Source organism: Novosphingobium sp. BL-S-21, assembly GCF_055521655.1.
Window position 1 is genome coordinate 565,937 of record NZ_CM145496.1, and the last position, 15,415, is coordinate 581,351.

Consider the following 15,415-nt stretch of genomic DNA (forward strand, 5'->3'; position numbering starts at 1 on the left):
GAGCGGGACTATAGGGCGCCTAAACCCGCGATCAAGCACGGGTTTAGGCTTATCCGCAAAGAGATGTTCGCTGTCTGATCCTTTCCACCGGAAAGGGGCGGAATTACTTGGCGAAACCGCTGGGCGCGGCGCTGATGACCTTGACGGCGCCGCCTTCGACCGCCCGCACTTCCAGTGCGCGTTCGATCAGGCCGGTGCGGCCGAAGCGGAACGGTCCGTCCACACCCAGGAAGCCGCCGGGATCGAGCATTTCGGTCGTCGGGAAGGCCTTGCCCGGCACCCAGTCGCGCGCAACCCGCAGGGTCAGCAGCACGGAATCGTATCCCAGTGTCGCGATGCGGAACGGTGCGGCACCGAAGCGGCTGCGATAGCTCTTGGCGAACTGCGCGAAGCGGACGTCGGACACGGTGGAGAACCATGCTCCGTTGAGAGCAGGACTGGTCGCCAGTTCGCGTTCGCCGCCCCAGAGTTCTGTGCCGAGCAGGCGCACACCGGCGCCGCCACCGGCCGCGCGGTAGGACACGGCGGCCTTGGCCGAAAGGCTGCCGCTGTCGGCGATGAGCAGCGCGCCATAGCCGGCCTTAGCCTTGATCCGTCCCGCCGCAGCGCTGATCGAGGCTGCCGAGCGATCGTAAGTCTCCATGGCGACGACGGAGCCGCCGCCATCGCGCACCGATGCAAGCAGGGAACTGCTCACGCGTTCGCCATAGTCACCCTTGGGAACGAGCGCGGCGAAAGTGGAGATGCCTTTGCCGCGGGCATACGTCACGGTGCGGGCGATCGACTGGCCGGGCAGGTTGCCGATGATGAAGACGTCCCTGGTGGCGGCTTTCTCGTCGTTGGAGAACGAGATCAGCGGCACCTTGGCGGGCTTGGCGACAGCCGCGACCGAGGCGATGTCGTCGGAAAGCAGCGGGCCGAGAATCAGCTTGTTGCCGTCGGCTATGGCGCGGCGCGCGGCCTCGCCGGGATTGGTGCCGGTGTCGTAAGTCGTGATGCGCAGGTTCTTGGCGCCCGTGTCGAGCAGCGCCATGTTCGCCGCATTGGCCAGCGACTGGCCGACGCCGGCATTCGGGCCGGTGGTCGGCACCAGCAGGGCAACGCGGTGACGCTCGGTATCGGTGGGAATTTCGCTTTCGGAAGGCGTCGGAGCGGGCGCGGGGGCCGGCGCAGGGGCCTTGGGTACCACGGCACAGCCCGCCAGAGCTGCCATCGCTGCCGCCGCGAAAAGAGTGCGCCGGTTCAGGCGATCATAGAACATTGCTTGCCGCTCCCATAGTGCTTGGGCCATGAGTCCCTGCGATGGAACACATTCTCACCTCAGGCCTCTACATAGTGGCAACCCCGATTGGCAACCTTGGGGACATTACCTTCCGCGCCGTGGAGATTCTCAAGGGCGTGAGCGCGGTTGCCTGCGAGGATACCCGCATCACCGGAAAGCTGCTGCACCACCTGGGCATCAAGCAGAAGATGATCCGCTACGACGACCACGCAGGCGAGGGCGACCGCGAGCGTCTGCTGGCACTGATGGAAAGCGAGCCGGTCGCGCTCGTCAGCGACGCCGGTACGCCGCTGATCTCCGATCCGGGCTATCGGCTCGTCAAGATCGCGCGGGAGCGGGGCATCCCCGTCACCAGCCTGCCGGGGGCCAATGCCGCGGTCATGGCGATGACGCTCTCGGGCTTGCCGAACGACCGTTTCCTCTTCGCCGGGTTCCTGCCCAACAAGGCCAAGGCGCGCGAGACGGTGCTGTCCGACCTTGCGAAAGTCCCGGCCACGCTGATCTTCTACGAGACGGCGCCGCGCCTGGACGATGCGCTGGCAGCGATCGGCGCGGTGCTTCCCGGACGCGAAGTGGCGGTAGCGCGCGAACTGACCAAGAAGTTCGAGGAATGCCGCAGCGGCACGCCCGACGAACTCATCGCCCATTATGCGGCCCATCCTCCGAAGGGCGAGATCGTGCTTCTGGTGGCGCCGCCGGGCGACGAGCCGATCGGTGAAGTCGACGTGGACGCGATGCTGCGTGCGGAGCTGGCCATCGCCAAGCCGTCGCAGGCGGCGGCCAGCGTGTCCAAAGCCACCGGGCTCGACCGCAAGACGCTTTACGCCCGGGCCATGGAACTCAAGTGAGCCAGGGCCGCGGCAAGTCGCGCGCAGAGGCGGAGCGGCAAGGGCGCCGGGGAGAGGCGCTGGCCGCATGGTACTTGCGGATGACGGGCTGGAGCATCCGGGCGAGGCGCGTGAAGACCGCGCGCGGCGAAGTGGATATCGTGGCCCGCCGCGGACGGACGCTCTGTTTCGTCGAAGTGAAATGGCGTGCGCGGCGCGCCGATCTCGACACTGCCATCGATCATTACCGGCTGCGCCGCGTGGCGGCCGCCGCCGAGTCCGTCGCGCATCGATACCAGAAGCCGGGCGACAGCTTGCGGATCGACGTATTGCTGCTGGCACCGCGCTGCTGGCCGCGCCGCATCGTCAATGCGTGGCAGCCGGGCGCCTGAATTCCGCCGCAGGGTTTCGGTCCGTCGGCAAAGATGCAGGACTGGCTCGAAACCATTCGCACCCGCCGCCGAATTTGATTAAGCCGCCTTTCCGAAAGATACCGCTCGGTACATATCCGCGAGGACCAGACTTTTCATGACCTTACGCATCGCCGTTCAGATGGACCCGCTGGAATCGATCAAGATCGCGGGCGATTCCTCGTTCGCGCTCATGCTCTCGGCGCAGGCGCGCGGGCACGAACTGTTCCATTACGATGTGCGCACGCTGGCTTATGACGCCTCCTCGGGTGCCGCCGGGCGGCTGACCTGCTGGGGCGCGCCGATCACGGTGCAGCGCGTGGAAGGCGCCCATTTCACGCGCGGCGAGTATCGCCTGATCGACCTCGTCGCCGATATCGATGTGGTGCTGATGCGGCAGGATCCGCCTTTCGACCTTGGTTACATCACTGCCACCCATCTGCTGGAACGGCTTGCCGGGCAGACCCTTGTGGTCAACGACCCCCTCTCGGTTCGCAATGCGCCCGAGAAGGTCTTCGTGCTCGACTATGCGCGCTTCATGCCGCCGACCTTCATTGCGCGCCGCATCGAGGATGTGCGCCTGTTCCAGCAGCGCAATGTCGAGGCGGGCTTCGGCGGTGACCTCGTGATCAAGCCGCTTCACGGCAATGGCGGCAAGGCGGTGTTCCGCGTGCCCGCCGATGGCAGCAATCTTGGCGCGCTGATCGAGATGTTCGAAAATGCCTGGGTCGAGCCGTTCATGGTCCAGCCTTTCCTCCCCGACGTGGCGGAGGGCGACAAGCGGATCGTCCTGGTCGACGGCGAATTCGCGGGCGCCATCAACCGCAAGCCCGGAGCCGGCGAGTTTCGCTCCAACCTCGCGGTGGGCGGATCGGCGGAGGCCGCCGGCCTCACTTCGGCGGAAGAGGAAATCTGCGCAGCGCTCGGTTCGGAACTCAAGGCACGAGGCCTTGTTTTCGTGGGTATCGACGTGATTGGCGGAAAATGGCTGACCGAAATCAATGTGACCTCGCCGACGGGAATCGTCGCCATCGATCGCTTCAACGGTACCGACACCGGGGCAAAGATCTGGGATGCGATCGAGGCCCGCCACGCGGCGATGTAAGCCTGATTTCGCGGGTCGTCCGCAATGATGAATGCAGGCGAACATGAATGAATGGGTTATCGCGCTGATCGAAGCAGGAGGGTACTGGGGTATCCTCCTGCTGATGATGCTCGAGAACATCGTGCCGCCGATCCCCTCGGAGCTTATCATGGGCGTCGCGGGGATCGCCATTGCACATGGGCGCATGGATTTCCTGTCCGTGCTGCTGGCCGGCACCGTCGGCTCGACCTTGGGCAACTACGTGCTGTTCCTCGGCGCCGACCGCCTGGGCTACGAGCGCCTGAAACCCTTCATCGAGCGCTGGGGCCGCTGGCTGACCCTGGAATGGCATGAAGTGGAGCGCGCCGGCACCTTCTTCCGCAAGCATGGGCACTGGGTGGTCTTCCTCCTGCGCTTCATGCCGATGTTCCGGACGATGGTATCGGTCCCCGCGGGCCTCGCGCATATGCGGCATGGCACCTTCCTGCTCTATACCGCTGCCGGCGTGGCGATCTGGAACACGTTGCTGATCCTGGCGGGCCGGTGGCTGGGCCAGCGTTTTGCCCAGGCAGAGGCCTGGATCGGTTGGGCTACACTGGTTCTCGCCGCAGGTGGCGCCGTCTGGTACTTGTGGCGGATCCTCTCCTGGAAGCCTTCTGCCGAGCGCCGATCCAAGTAGATCAGGGCTAACTATTAGTCAGTTTTGTACAAGAGCCAGAGTATCGCACCTAGGTGTTATACCGTAGTCTCTGCTCGCAACCATTTGGGAGCAGGGGTTATGTCCAAGCGATTGGCAGCGGAGTTCTTCGGTACATTCTGGCTCGTCTTCGGCGGCTGCGGTTCGGCAGTGCTGGCAGCGGCCTTTCCCGAACTCGGGATCGGCTTCGCGGGCGTAGCCCTGGCATTCGGCCTGACGGTGCTGACCATGGCTTATGCGGTCGGCTCCATTTCCGGCGGGCATTTCAACCCGGCGGTCTCGCTGGGCATGGCCGTTGGCGGCCGGCTCGACTGGAAGGACCTCGTTCCCTACTGGATCGCCCAAGTGCTGGGCGCAATCCTGGCCGCGGCGGCGCTCTACGCCATCGCCTCGGGCAAGGCCGACTGGACTCCGGGAGGCTTCGCCACCAACGGCTACGGTGCACTTTCGCCCGGCGGCTATGCGCTGTCTTCGGCACTGATGATCGAAACGATCCTGACGGCCGGTTTCATCATCGTCATCCTCGGCTCGACCTCGAAGATCGCCCCTGCCGGTTTCGGACCGCTGGCGATCGGCCTGTGCCTGACGCTGATCCACCTGATCTCGATCCCGGTCACCAACACATCGGTCAATCCGGCGCGGTCGACCGGCGTGGCGCTCTTTGCAGAAACGGCCGCCCTCGGGCAGCTGTGGGTGTTCTGGGTGGCGCCGCTGGTCGGCGCGGCGATCGGCGCCCTGATCTGGCGCGGTCTGCTGGCGCCGCATGAGGGCGCGCTCTAGCACGCGCTTCGGCCAGGCATGCTCCTGACATCGGCGGGGGGCGGGGCTGAACACGCCCCGTCCCCCGCAGCGTTTCAGCCCTGTTCGCGCGGATGGGCGTTACGATAGACGTCCAGCAGCGTCGCGGCATCGACCTTGGTATATATCTGCGTCGAACCCAGGCTTACATGGCCCAGCAGTTCCTGCAGGCTCCTCAGGTCGGCGCCCGCGCCCAGCAAATGCGTGGCGAAGCTGTGGCGCAAGGCGTGCGGCGTGGCGCTGTCCGGCAGCCCGAGCACGATCCGGGCGCGCGCGACCGCCTTCTGCACCATGCCTTGCGACAGGGCTCCGCCTTTGGCGCCCCGAAAGATCGGCTCGTCCGCCTTCATCGGCCAAGGGCATTTGTCGAGATAATCGGCCACGCCCTCGCGCACGATGGGCAGGAGCGGAACCATGCGCTGCTTGCCGCCCTTGCCGGTAACCACCAGCGTCTCGCCCAGCGGCAGCGCGGCTCCGGCGATAGACAGGGCTTCCGCGATGCGCATGCCGGCGCCGTAGAGAAGGAGCAGAACGGCACGATCGCGCGCGCCGATCCACGGCTCGCGGGCATCTTCCTCGACCAGGGTGGCCAGGTTGACCGCTTCGTCCGGCGTGACCGGGCGTGGCAGTCCCTTCTTGACGCGCGGTCCGCGAAGGCGCGGCGCGGCGGCATGGGCAACGCCGGCCTGCTCGCGCGCAAAGGACAGGAAGCTCTTGAGCGCCGAGAGTTCGCGAGCGGCCGAACTGTTGCCGATTCCGTCCTCACGCCGGGTGGCGAGGTGAACGCGCAAGTCGGCCGCCTCAAGGCGGGCCAGCGAGGTCCAGTCGCAGGCCCTGGCACCGTCGATCAACCGGGCGGCCGTGGCGATATAGGCGCGAACCGTGTGAGGGCTGCGGCGGCGTCCATTGCCGAGGTGGTTGCCCCAGGCTTCGAGCAGGTCCGCTTTGGTCGTGCCCGATGGCGGGTTCACGGCTCGACGAGGTCCACGGGCACAATCTCACCCAGCAAGCCATCGAGCAGCGGCATGCCGTCCTCGGTGACGTGGAGGTGCGTGCCCGCGCGGTGGACCAGGCCCTGCTTCTCGTAGAAAGCGGCCTTGCCGGGATCGCAGAGCTGCGCGGCATCCAGTCCGAATCGGGCCGCAAGCGCATCGAGGTCCACGCCTTCGCGCAGGCGCAGGCCCATGAGCATGGCTTCGCTCGCCTGTTCGCGGCGTCCGAGATCGCGGACTTCGTTGATCCCCTGCGCGTGCAGATCGATGGCTTCGAGCCAGTTTTCGGGCTTGCGGTGGCGCGTCGTGGCCACGCCGCCGCGCCGCCCGTGAGCGCCGGGGCCGATGCCGCAATAGTCCTGATAGCGCCAATAAGTCAGGTTATGGCGGCTTTCCTCGCCGGGCCGGGCATGATTGCTGATTTCGTAGGCGGGCAGTCCTGCCGCGGCCGTCATCTCGCGCGTCAGCGCGAACATGTCGGCACAGGCGTCTTCGTCCAGCGGAGCGAATTCCTGCTGGCGCACCATCGTGGCGAACTTCGTGCCGGGTTCGATGGTGAGCTGGTAGAGCGAGAGGTGGCCCGTGCCGTAAGAGAGGGCGTGGGCGAGTTCTGCCTGCCACTGGTCGAGGCTCTGGCCCGGCCGCGCGTAGATCAGGTCGAAGCTGACGCGCGAGAAGTTCTGCTGCGCCACTTCAAGCGCCTTCAGCCCTTCCTGCGCATCGTGCAGGCGGCCCAAAAACCGCAAGGTCTGGTTATCGAGCGCCTGGAGCCCCAGCGAGACACGGTTGACCCCCACCGCCGCGAGAGCCGCATAATTGCCGGCTTCCACCGAGGAGGGGTTGCCCTCCAGAGTGATCTCGATCCCTTGCGAAAAGCCCCAGAGCTTCTCGGCCTCGTCCAGCAGCCGCGCGACGAGGGCAGGGGGCATCAACGAAGGCGTGCCGCCGCCGAAGAAGATGGAATCGAGCCGCTCGCCGCCCGCAACCGCGTGTTCGTGGCGCATGTCGGCGAGCAGGCCCGCTTCCCAGCGTTCGATCTCCACCCGCTCGCGGACATGGCTGTTGAAGTCGCAATAGGGGCACTTTGCGAGGCAGAACGGCCAGTGAATATAGAGCGCGCGGGCCATCGTGACAGATTAGCCCGGGAACTGCTCCGCGACCAGCTTGGCGAAAGCATCGGCGCGGTGGCTGATCTCGTGCTTCTTTTCTGGCGCGATCTCGGCGAAAGTCTGGTCGAGGCCGTCGGGCACGAAGCAGGGATCGTAGCCGAAGCCCAGCTTGCCGCGCGGCGGCCAGGTGAAGGTGCCGTTGGAGCGACCTTCGTAAACGGCCTCTGCCCCATCGGGCCAGGCGATCGCGAGCACGCAGGAAAACCAGCAAGAACGGTCGACATCCTGGCCTTGCTCGCAGAGCAGACCCTCGACCTTGCCCATCGCCATGAACCAGTCGCGGCCTTCCCAGGCCTTGCCCGGCTCGCCCTCGAACCACTGCCGCTCGGCCCAGTCGGCGGTGTAGACGCCGGGCCTTCCGCCCAGCGCCGTCACCGACATGCCGCTATCGTCCGCCAGCGCGGGAAGCTGCGCTGCCTTGGCGGCCGCATGGGCCTTGAGCAGCGCGTTCTCCACGAACGTCGTGCCCGTCTCTTCCGGCTCGGGCAGGCCGAGTTCGCCGGCGGAAACGCACTCGATCCCGAACGGCGCGAGCAGGGCGCCGATTTCCCGAAGCTTGCCCGCATTGTGCGTGGCAATAACGAGACGTTCGCCCTGGAGGCGGCGATTGCTCACCGGCCGACGGCCTTGGCCTGGGCGGCGAAGATCCGGTCGCAGCCGATGCGGGCCAGGCGCAGGAGGCGCAGCAGGCCTTCCTCGTCATAAGTCGCGCCTTCGGCGGTTGCCTGGGCCTCGGCGATCATGCCGCCTTCGATCAGCACGAAGTTGGCATCGGCATCGGCCGAGCTGTCTTCGATATAGTCGAGGTCGAGCACCGGCGTACCCTCGCAGATGCCGCAGGAGATCGCGGCAACGCGGGCGTTGATCGGATCTTCCTTGATCTTGCCTTCGGCCATCAGCTTGTCGACGGCCAGGCGCAGCGCGACCCAGGCGCCCGAGATGGAGGCGGTGCGAGTGCCGCCATCGGCCTGGAGCACGTCACAGTCGAGCACGATCTGGCGCTCGCCGAGCTTCTTCATGTCGACCACGGCGCGCAAGCTGCGGCCGATCAGGCGCTGGATTTCCTGGGTGCGGCCCGACTGCTTGCCCTTGGCGGCTTCGCGGCTGCCACGGGTGTGAGTGGCGCGGGGCAGCATCGAGTATTCGGCCGTGACCCAGCCTTCGCCCTTGCCGCGAAGGAACGGCGGAACCTTTTCCTCGACCGAAGCGGTGACGAGCACACGAGTATCACCGAAGGAAATCAACACCGAGCCTTCGGCGTGCTTGGTGAAACCGGTCTGGATGTCGATAGCGCGCATCTCGTCGGGCGTACGGCCGGAAGGTCGCATGGAGGTTCCTTTGGTCTAAAATTGCCTGCGCCCCCTAGAGCATTTTCCGCCCCGGTGGAAACACCTGAGCGCGTGGAAAATGCGACAATCGAGTGTGTCCAAGGGAAAAAGCGCGATAGTCGCTCCGACATCGCGCCATGGGACTTGAGGCCTTGGCGGCAATCCCTAAGTTGAGGACGAATGCCGACACCACCCATCCTGGAACTGACCGACCGCGCGCGCGAGATTTTCCGCCTCGTCGTGGAGGGCTATATCGCCACCGGAAGCCCGGTCGGCTCGAAGGTCCTGGCCGGGCCGGGCGGCGTGAAATTGTCCTCGGCATCGATCCGCTCGGTCCTGGCCGACCTCGAATCGCTGGGACTGCTGGCCGCCCCCCACATAAGCGCGGCACGCCTGCCGACCGAGGCCGGGCTGCGCCTGTTCGTGGACGGCATCATGCAAGTGGCGGAACCGACCGCCGAGGAACGGCTCGCCATCGAGAGCCGGATTGCCGCGCCGGGGCCGATCGAGGCCGCGCTCGAGGCGACCAGCGCCTTGCTGTCGAACCTCACGTCGGGCGCCGGCGTAGTCATGGTGCCGCGCCGCGAGCCGCGTCTGATGCACTTGCAGATCGTTCCGCTCGGCCCCGGCCGGGCGCTGGCGGTGCTCGTGGGCGAAGAAGGCGCGGTGGAGAACCGGATCATCGAACTGCCCGCCAGTCTGCCGCCCGGCGCGCTGGAGGAAGCCTCGAACTACATCACTGCCCATCTCGCCGGCCGCACCCTGGGCGAGGCGGCCCGGGCGATGCGGTCCGACATCGCCACCGGCAAGTCGGCGCTCGATACGGCCAGCCGCGACCTCGTGGAGCGCGGCCTTGCCGTGTGGAGCGAGGATGCGACCGCACGGCCGGTGCTGATCGTGCGTGGGCAGGCCAATCTCCTCGACGAATCGGCGCTTTCTGATCTCGAACGCGTCCGCTCGCTGCTTGACGACCTGGAAAACAAGCAGTCCGTCGCCGAGTTGCTGGAGACGGCGCGCGAGGCGGATTCGACCAGGATATTCATCGGATCGGAAAACCGGCTTTTCGCGCTTTCCGGCTCCTCGGTCATCGCTTCGCCCTATCGGGATCGCGAGGGCAGGGTCGTCGGCGTAGTGGGGGTAATCGGCCCGACTCGGTTGAATTATGCGCGCGTCGTCCCCATGGTGGACTTCACTGCCCAGAGCCTGGGCAAGCTCATCGGATAGTTGGAACCTTACAATAATGACTGACGACAAGACCCAGCCGCCAGAGGGTCAGACTGTAGATCCCGCCATCGCGGAAGAACTGAAGGGCGTGCCCGAAGACATGATCGACAGCGATAAGGACGGCGGTGAAATCGCCAAGCTCCGCGAGGAACTGGAAATCGCCAAGCAGGACGTGCTTTACGCCCGTGCCGAGACCCAGAACGTGCGCCGCCGCCTTGAAAAGGACGTGGCCGACACCCGCGCCTATGCCGCGACCGGCTTTGCCCGCGACATTCTCTCGGTGGCGGACAACCTGTCCCGCGCGCTTTCGTCGATCCCGAGCGAACTGCGCGAGGACGAGAAGCTGAAGGGCATCGTCGCCGGCATCGAGGCGACTGGCCGCGAGATCGAGAAGGTGTTCACCAACCACGGCATCAGCCGCATCGCCGCGATGGGCATGCCGCTCGACCCGAACCAGCACCAGGCGATGATCGAGGTTCCCTCGGCCGATGTCGAGCCCGGCACGGTCGTCCAGGAACTCCAGGCCGGTTATATGATCAAGGACCGCCTGCTGCGTCCTGCCATGGTGGCCGTGGCAAAGAAGCCGGACTGATCCGGCTTTCCTGATCCCTGTTACCCGCCGTGCCTGCTGTTGGTCTTCAAGGTTCGTCAAGGCCTTGAGAGACGAACGGGGGCACGGTGTCGTTCGTTTGCAGGGCCTTATGGAACCCCTCCGCATCGGGGCCGTTGATCAGTCAGGCAACTGATTTTCAGCGGAGAGATCCCATGCGAATGCTCATTCTTCCTATCTTGGCCGCCGGCGCCCTGGGCGTGGCTGGCTGTGCAAGCAACTACGGCGGCGAAGGCGCCCTGGCCGGCGGCGCGCTGGGCGCGGGCGTTGGCGCGCTGGCGGGTGACGTCGGCGCCGGTGCCGCCGTCGGCGCTGCTGCCGGTGCGGCTGTCGGCTCGACCCAGAAGAAGCACAATGGCTGCTATCGTTACGATCGCCGCGGCGACCGCTACTGGGACCGCGACTGCTGATCGCGCCGGCCTGACCGGTCTGCTTACACATAAGAAAGGGGCGCGGGGAAACTCGCGCCCCTTTCTTAATGCGCTGGGAGCCTAGTCTGAAATCCGGCCGAACGGCAGGATGCCGTCATAGCTGGCGAGCGGCGGTGCACCTGGAACTCGCCATCCCCGATCGAGCAGGAACGCGTGGCGCACGATTTCGGCCTGCTGCTCGATCCCGTAGCGACCGAGCGTCCATCCCGGCCGCAAGGCATAATCGTAGCGGCAGAGCGGATGGCGCATGAGCGGAAGATACCAGCGGCCTTTGCGCTGGGTCTGCCAGACATGCGTCATTTCATGGATGAACAACCCCTGGAGCCCGATCGGCGCTCCGGCGAAATCGTCCTGATAAAGCGCGGAGCCGCGGTGGAAATGAAGGTGCCCGCAAGGCGCCATGACGACATTGGCAGGCTGGAAGGGAAACCATTTGCGCCGCCGGATGCGAACGGGCGCGCAGTCCAACGCGTCGCCGAAAACCGATTGGACCAGCGCGATCTCACCCGGTGTCAGCGGGCGCTCGGCCCCCGGCAGGCAGGGCGGGGGCGCGATTGCTTCTGGCAAGGGTTCCCCAGACAAATGGGTGGTCAGTGGTCCATTCCGGGCATGTCGCTGCCGCCGCCCATATCCCCGCCCATGGTTTCGACCCGAAGCGGCATCGAGAGCTTGTCGCCGTCGGAGAAGGTCAGGGTCAATTCAGCCGTCTCGCTGGCCTTTACCGTCTCGCCGATGTCGAACACCATGACGTGCATGCCGCCCTGCTTGAAATCGACCTGGGCGCCGGGCGCGAGATCGAGCGAATCGACGGCGGCCATGCTGCCGCCCTCCGTCTTGTGCATCTGGGCGCTACCGGCGCCGCCGACATGGACGCCGACGAGCTTCACCGGCACCGAACCGTCATTGCGCACGGTGAAGTAGACCGCGCCGGGGCGGCCGGCCACGACCGGAAGAATGAGGTGGCCGTCGCTGGCGCTGATGCCGGGCTTCGCGGTTGGCCCGGCGTCAAGCGAGGCGCTTTCCTGCGGCGCCGGCGCCTCGCTCTGCTTGCAGGCGGCAAGCGAGACGAGCAGGGCGGAGGCACTGGTAAAGGCAAGCAGGGAAAAGGGCTTCACGGCGGATGGATCCTCTCGGGCAGGCCCCTGATCGCGAAGAGTTTCGGGGCGCTGAAAATTTCCCCCGCGTAATGCCATCGCGACAGACTTGTTCCAAGCGAAACCACACCTATATGCGGCTCCGACGACTTTGAACGTCATCGAGCTGTGCAAGCCGCCTTGCCTTATGGAGGGAGGCGATCCGCATGGTGTCATCCACTGACGTGAGGAATGGGGATAATGGCAAAAGTAATTGGTATCGACCTCGGCACCACCAACAGCTGCGTCGCCGTGATGGACGGCGGCAAGCCCAAGGTTATCGAGAACTCCGAAGGCGCGCGCACCACGCCCTCGATCGTCGCTTTCACCAAGGATGGTGAACGCCTGATCGGGCAGCCCGCAAAGCGCCAGGCCGTGACCAACGGCGACAACACGATTTTCGCGGTGAAGCGCCTGATCGGCCGCCGCTTCGACGACCCGGTGACCAAGAAGGACACCGAGCTGGTTCCGTACCACATCGTCAAGGGCAAGAACGGCGACGCTTGGGTCCAGGCCGGCGGCGAAGAGTACAGCCCCTCGCAGATCTCGGCCTTCACTCTGCAGAAGATGAAGGAAACCGCCGAATCGTACCTCGGCGAGACCGTGACGCAGGCCGTCATCACCGTGCCCGCCTACTTCAACGACGCGCAGCGCCAGGCGACCAAGGACGCCGGCCAGATCGCCGGTCTTGAAGTGCTGCGCATCATCAACGAGCCGACCGCGGCCGCACTGGCCTATGGCCTCGACAAGCAGGACGGCAAGACCATCGCCGTCTACGACCTTGGCGGCGGCACCTTCGACGTTTCGATCCTCGAAATCGGCGACGGCGTGTTCGAAGTGAAGTCGACCAACGGCGACACGTTCCTGGGCGGTGAAGACTTCGACACCAAGCTGGTCGAATGGCTGGCCGACAAGTTCAAGGCCAAGGAAGGCATGGACCTGCGCAGCGACAAGCTCGCTCTGCAGCGTCTGAAGGAAGCGGCCGAGAAGGCGAAGATCGAACTCTCGTCCACCGCGACGACCGAGGTCAACCTGCCCTTCATCACCGCACGCATGGAAGGCGGCGCCACCACTCCGCTGCACCTCGTCGAAACCGTCACCCGCGCCGACCTCGAAAAGATGGTTGCGGACCTGATCCAGCGCACGCTGGAACCCTGCCGCAAGGCGATCGCCGATGCCGGTCTTTCGGCCAAGGACATCGACGACGTCGTGCTCGTGGGCGGCATGACCCGCATGCCCAAGGTGCGCGAAGTCGTGAAGGACTTCTTCGGCAAGGACCCGCACACCGGCGTGAACCCTGACGAAGTGGTTGCCATGGGCGCCGCGATCCAGGCCGGCGTGCTTCAGGGCGACGTCAAGGACGTGCTCCTGCTCGACGTCACCCCGCTGTCGCTGGGTATCGAGACGCTGGGCGGCATCATGACCAAGATGATCGACCGCAATACGACGATCCCGACCAAGAAGAGCCAGGTCTACTCGACCGCCGAGGATAACCAGCAGGCGGTGACCATCCGCGTGTTCCAGGGCGAGCGCGAGATGGCGCAGGACAACAAGATGCTCGGCCAGTTCGACCTGGTCGGCATTCCGGCCGCGCGCCGGGGCGTGCCGCAGATCGAAGTCACGTTCGACATCGACGCCAACGGCATCGTCAACGTCTCCGCCAAGGACAAGGGCACCGGCAAGGAGCAGCAGATCCGCATCCAGGCTTCGGGCGGTCTGTCGGACAACGACATCGACCAGATGGTCAAGGATGCCGAGAAGTTCGCCGAAGAGGACAAGAAGCGTCGTGAGGCCGCAGAGGCCAAGAACAACGCCGACAGCCTCGTCCACGCGACCGAGCAGCAGATCGCCGAACATGGCGACAAGATCGACGCCGGGCTGAAGTCCGAAGTCGAAGCGGCCATTGCCGAGACCAAGACGGCGATCGAAGGCGGCGAACCCGCCGAGATCACCGCCAAGTCGCAGGCGCTGACCGAAGTCGCGATGAAGATGGGCCAGGCCATCTACGAGAAGGAACAGGCCTCGGGCGCTTCGCCGGAAGCCGCTCCGGCCGGTGCCGATGACGATGTCGTCGACGCCGAGTTCTCGGAAGTCGACGAAAACAACAAGGGCTGACGAGTCCTCATGAAAACCGCGATCGCCACCGGTGCACGACGTGCCGGTGGCGACCGGGTCGTACGCGGGGAAGTATAAGACGTGTCAGCGACTGAAATCGATTATTACGAACTGCTGGAAGTAGAGCGCAGCGCCGACGACAAGACCATCAAGTCGTCCTACCGCCGCCTCGCCATGCGGCATCATCCGGACAAGAACCCGGGCTGCGGCGATTCCGAAGCGCGTTTCAAGCAGATCAGCGAGGCTTACGACTGCCTCAAGGACCCCCAGAAGCGGGCGGCCTACGATCGTTACGGCCATGCCGCATTCCAGCAGGGAATGGGCGGCGGCGGTCATCCCGGCGGCGCCGAGTTCGGCGATATCGGGGACATCTTCGAATCCATCTTCGGCAGCGCCTTCGGTGGAGGCGGGCGTCAGCAGGCGCGTCGCGGTGCCGACTTGCGTTACGACATGGAAGTCAGTCTGGACGAAGCCTTCCACGGCAAGCAGACCGAGATCACCATCGAAGTCTCGCAGGGCTGCGAGCCTTGCGGCGGTTCGGGCGCCGAGCCGGGAACCGGCAAGCGCGGCTGCAACATGTGCGGCGGCAATGGCAAGGTCCGGGCGCAGCAGGGCTTCTTCGTGGTGGAACGCACTTGCCCCACCTGCCACGGTCGGGGCGAAGTGATCGAGAAGCCATGCCGCTCCTGCGGCGGCGAGGGCCGGGTCGACAAGCCCCAGACCTTGCAGGTGGACATCCCGCCGGGCGTCGATTCCGGCACCCGCATCCGCCTTTCCGGCAAGGGCGAGGCCGGTCCCTTCGGCGCGCCTCCGGGAGATCTCTATATCTTCCTGCATGTCAAACGGCACCGGGTGTTCGAACGTGACGGCACGACGCTGATCACGCGCGTTCCGATCACTTTTACCACGGCGGCACTGGGCGGCTCGATCGAGATTCCCGGCATGGATGGCGAGGGCCTTTCGGTCGACATTCCGGCGGGCATCCAGTCGGGCAAGCAGCTGCGCAAGCGCGGCGCGGGCATGCCTGTCCTGCAGGGGCGCGGCCGCGGCGATCTCGTCATCGAGATCAGCGTGGAAACGCCGACCAAGCTTTCCGCCCGCCAGAAGGAAATCCTGCGCGAGCTGCAGTCGACCGAAACCGGCGACGAATGCCCGCAGTCCAAAGGCTTCTTCGACCGCATCAAGGAAGCCTGGAACGACCTGACGGAATAACCCCCATTAGGCCGAATGACCGAACAAAAACGTCGTCCCGGACCTGATCCGGGGCGACGTTGTTTTTTGGGCCGACGTTTTTGGCCGACGTTTTTTGGCCGAA

17 protein-coding genes are annotated in these 15,415 nt (G+C 65.5%); 10 read left to right on the forward strand and 7 right to left on the reverse strand.

All coding sequences use genetic code 11. The features are described from left to right. Positions 1 to 103: 103 nt before the first annotated feature. The gene (locus ACZ1J6_RS11075; protein WP_431568616.1) at positions 104 to 1,261 is read right to left on the reverse strand and encodes a penicillin-binding protein activator; all 1,158 of its coding nucleotides are present in this window, start codon (positions 1,259 to 1,261) and stop codon (positions 104 to 106) included. A gap of 41 nt (positions 1,262 to 1,302) precedes the next feature. Here ACZ1J6_RS11075 and rsmI point away from each other — a divergent pair, with 41 nt between their 5' ends. The 5 genes from rsmI to aqpZ all read left to right on the forward strand — a co-directional run bounded on the left by rsmI (position 1,303) and on the right by aqpZ (position 5,080). Next, entirely contained in the window at positions 1,303 to 2,130 is an 828-nt protein-coding gene (gene rsmI, locus ACZ1J6_RS11080) for a 16S rRNA (cytidine(1402)-2'-O)-methyltransferase (RefSeq protein ID WP_134092881.1), read from the forward strand. Next, complete coding sequence (locus ACZ1J6_RS11085; RefSeq protein ID WP_431568615.1) at positions 2,127 to 2,501, forward strand: YraN family protein; 375 nt, start codon at positions 2,127 to 2,129, stop codon at positions 2,499 to 2,501. The genes rsmI and ACZ1J6_RS11085 overlap by 4 nt, the downstream gene beginning before the upstream one ends. 136 nt (positions 2,502 to 2,637) lie before the next feature. After that, entirely contained in the window at positions 2,638 to 3,624 is a 987-nt protein-coding gene (gshB, locus tag ACZ1J6_RS11090; RefSeq protein WP_431568614.1) for a glutathione synthase, read from the forward strand. A gap of 43 nt (positions 3,625 to 3,667) precedes the next feature. Then, positions 3,668 to 4,282, forward strand: coding sequence for a DedA family protein (locus ACZ1J6_RS11095; RefSeq protein ID WP_431568613.1), 615 nt, complete (start codon positions 3,668 to 3,670; stop codon positions 4,280 to 4,282). Between the two features lie 99 nt (positions 4,283 to 4,381). After that, on the forward strand, positions 4,382 to 5,080 hold the full coding sequence (gene aqpZ, locus ACZ1J6_RS11100) for an aquaporin Z (RefSeq protein ID WP_132262723.1): 699 nt from the start codon (positions 4,382 to 4,384) through the stop codon (positions 5,078 to 5,080). Positions 5,081 to 5,154: 74 nt separating this feature from the next. Here aqpZ and ACZ1J6_RS11105 read toward each other — a convergent pair whose 3' ends face one another. Genes ACZ1J6_RS11105 through rph form a run of 4 tightly spaced genes read right to left on the reverse strand, consistent with a single transcriptional unit; the run spans position 5,155 to position 8,587 of the window. Next, positions 5,155 to 6,069 carry a tyrosine recombinase XerC gene (locus ACZ1J6_RS11105; protein WP_431568612.1) on the reverse strand — a complete coding sequence of 305 codons (915 nt, stop codon included), beginning with the start codon at positions 6,067 to 6,069 and terminating at the stop codon, positions 5,155 to 5,157. Next, positions 6,066 to 7,217 (reverse strand): radical SAM family heme chaperone HemW, encoded by a 1,152-nt coding sequence (gene hemW, locus ACZ1J6_RS11110; protein ID WP_465128090.1) that lies wholly within the window; start codon positions 7,215 to 7,217, stop codon positions 6,066 to 6,068. The genes ACZ1J6_RS11105 and hemW overlap by 4 nt, the downstream gene beginning before the upstream one ends. Before the next feature lie 9 nt (positions 7,218 to 7,226). Beyond that, a complete protein-coding gene (gene rdgB, locus ACZ1J6_RS11115; protein ID WP_132262729.1) occupies positions 7,227 to 7,874 on the reverse strand; it encodes an RdgB/HAM1 family non-canonical purine NTP pyrophosphatase in 648 nt (215 codons plus the stop codon). Then, positions 7,871 to 8,587, reverse strand: coding sequence for a ribonuclease PH (gene rph / locus ACZ1J6_RS11120; RefSeq protein ID WP_132262731.1), 717 nt, complete (start codon positions 8,585 to 8,587; stop codon positions 7,871 to 7,873). The genes rdgB and rph overlap by 4 nt, the downstream gene beginning before the upstream one ends. 180 nt (positions 8,588 to 8,767) lie before the next feature. Here rph and hrcA point away from each other — a divergent pair, with 180 nt between their 5' ends. The 3 genes from hrcA to ACZ1J6_RS11135 all read left to right on the forward strand — a co-directional run bounded on the left by hrcA (position 8,768) and on the right by ACZ1J6_RS11135 (position 10,831). Beyond that, the gene (gene hrcA / locus ACZ1J6_RS11125) at positions 8,768 to 9,811 is read left to right on the forward strand and encodes a heat-inducible transcriptional repressor HrcA (protein WP_132262733.1); all 1,044 of its coding nucleotides are present in this window, start codon (positions 8,768 to 8,770) and stop codon (positions 9,809 to 9,811) included. Between the two features lie 16 nt (positions 9,812 to 9,827). After that, on the forward strand, positions 9,828 to 10,403 hold the full coding sequence (gene grpE / locus ACZ1J6_RS11130) for a nucleotide exchange factor GrpE (protein ID WP_431568610.1): 576 nt from the start codon (positions 9,828 to 9,830) through the stop codon (positions 10,401 to 10,403). A 179-nt stretch (positions 10,404 to 10,582) separates the two neighbouring features. Then, positions 10,583 to 10,831 (forward strand): YgdI/YgdR family lipoprotein, encoded by a 249-nt coding sequence (locus ACZ1J6_RS11135; protein WP_243654057.1) that lies wholly within the window; start codon positions 10,583 to 10,585, stop codon positions 10,829 to 10,831. A gap of 81 nt (positions 10,832 to 10,912) precedes the next feature. Here ACZ1J6_RS11135 and ACZ1J6_RS11140 read toward each other — a convergent pair whose 3' ends face one another. Next, positions 10,913 to 11,419: a vgr related protein gene (locus ACZ1J6_RS11140; protein WP_431568609.1), complete on the reverse strand. Its 507-nt coding sequence runs from the start codon at positions 11,417 to 11,419 to the stop codon at positions 10,913 to 10,915. Positions 11,420 to 11,442: 23 nt separating this feature from the next. Beyond that, positions 11,443 to 11,967, reverse strand: a complete 525-nt coding sequence (locus ACZ1J6_RS11145; protein WP_243840831.1) for a copper chaperone PCu(A)C — start codon at positions 11,965 to 11,967, stop codon at positions 11,443 to 11,445. Between the two features lie 219 nt (positions 11,968 to 12,186). On the opposite strand from ACZ1J6_RS11145, the gene dnaK reads away from it, so the two are divergent. Both dnaK and dnaJ read left to right on the forward strand, forming a co-directional pair. Continuing rightward, complete coding sequence (dnaK, locus tag ACZ1J6_RS11150; protein WP_132262741.1) at positions 12,187 to 14,100, forward strand: molecular chaperone DnaK; 1,914 nt, start codon at positions 12,187 to 12,189, stop codon at positions 14,098 to 14,100. An 81-nt stretch (positions 14,101 to 14,181) separates the two neighbouring features. Then, positions 14,182 to 15,312 carry a molecular chaperone DnaJ gene (dnaJ, locus tag ACZ1J6_RS11155; protein WP_431568608.1) on the forward strand — a complete coding sequence of 377 codons (1,131 nt, stop codon included), beginning with the start codon at positions 14,182 to 14,184 and terminating at the stop codon, positions 15,310 to 15,312. Positions 15,313 to 15,415 lie beyond the last annotated feature (103 nt).

Coding starts and splice junctions, on each gene's coding strand:
- hemW (WP_465128090.1), bottom strand. CDS start 7,217: ATGGCCCGCGCGCTCTATATTCACTGGCCGTTCTGCCTCGCAAAGTGC.
- dnaK (WP_132262741.1), top strand. CDS start 12,187: ATGGCAAAAGTAATTGGTATCGACCTCGGCACCACCAACAGCTGCGTC.
- grpE (WP_431568610.1), top strand. CDS start 9,828: ATGACTGACGACAAGACCCAGCCGCCAGAGGGTCAGACTGTAGATCCC.
- ACZ1J6_RS11135 (WP_243654057.1), top strand. CDS start 10,583: ATGCTCATTCTTCCTATCTTGGCCGCCGGCGCCCTGGGCGTGGCTGGC.
- rph (WP_132262731.1), bottom strand. CDS start 8,587: ATGCGACCTTCCGGCCGTACGCCCGACGAGATGCGCGCTATCGACATC.
- gshB (WP_431568614.1), top strand. CDS start 2,638: ATGACCTTACGCATCGCCGTTCAGATGGACCCGCTGGAATCGATCAAG.
- ACZ1J6_RS11075 (WP_431568616.1), bottom strand. CDS start 1,261: ATGTTCTATGATCGCCTGAACCGGCGCACTCTTTTCGCGGCGGCAGCG.
- hrcA (WP_132262733.1), top strand. CDS start 8,768: ATGCCGACACCACCCATCCTGGAACTGACCGACCGCGCGCGCGAGATT.
- rsmI (WP_134092881.1), top strand. CDS start 1,303: ATGGAACACATTCTCACCTCAGGCCTCTACATAGTGGCAACCCCGATT.
- aqpZ (WP_132262723.1), top strand. CDS start 4,382: ATGTCCAAGCGATTGGCAGCGGAGTTCTTCGGTACATTCTGGCTCGTC.
- ACZ1J6_RS11095 (WP_431568613.1), top strand. CDS start 3,668: ATGAATGAATGGGTTATCGCGCTGATCGAAGCAGGAGGGTACTGGGGT.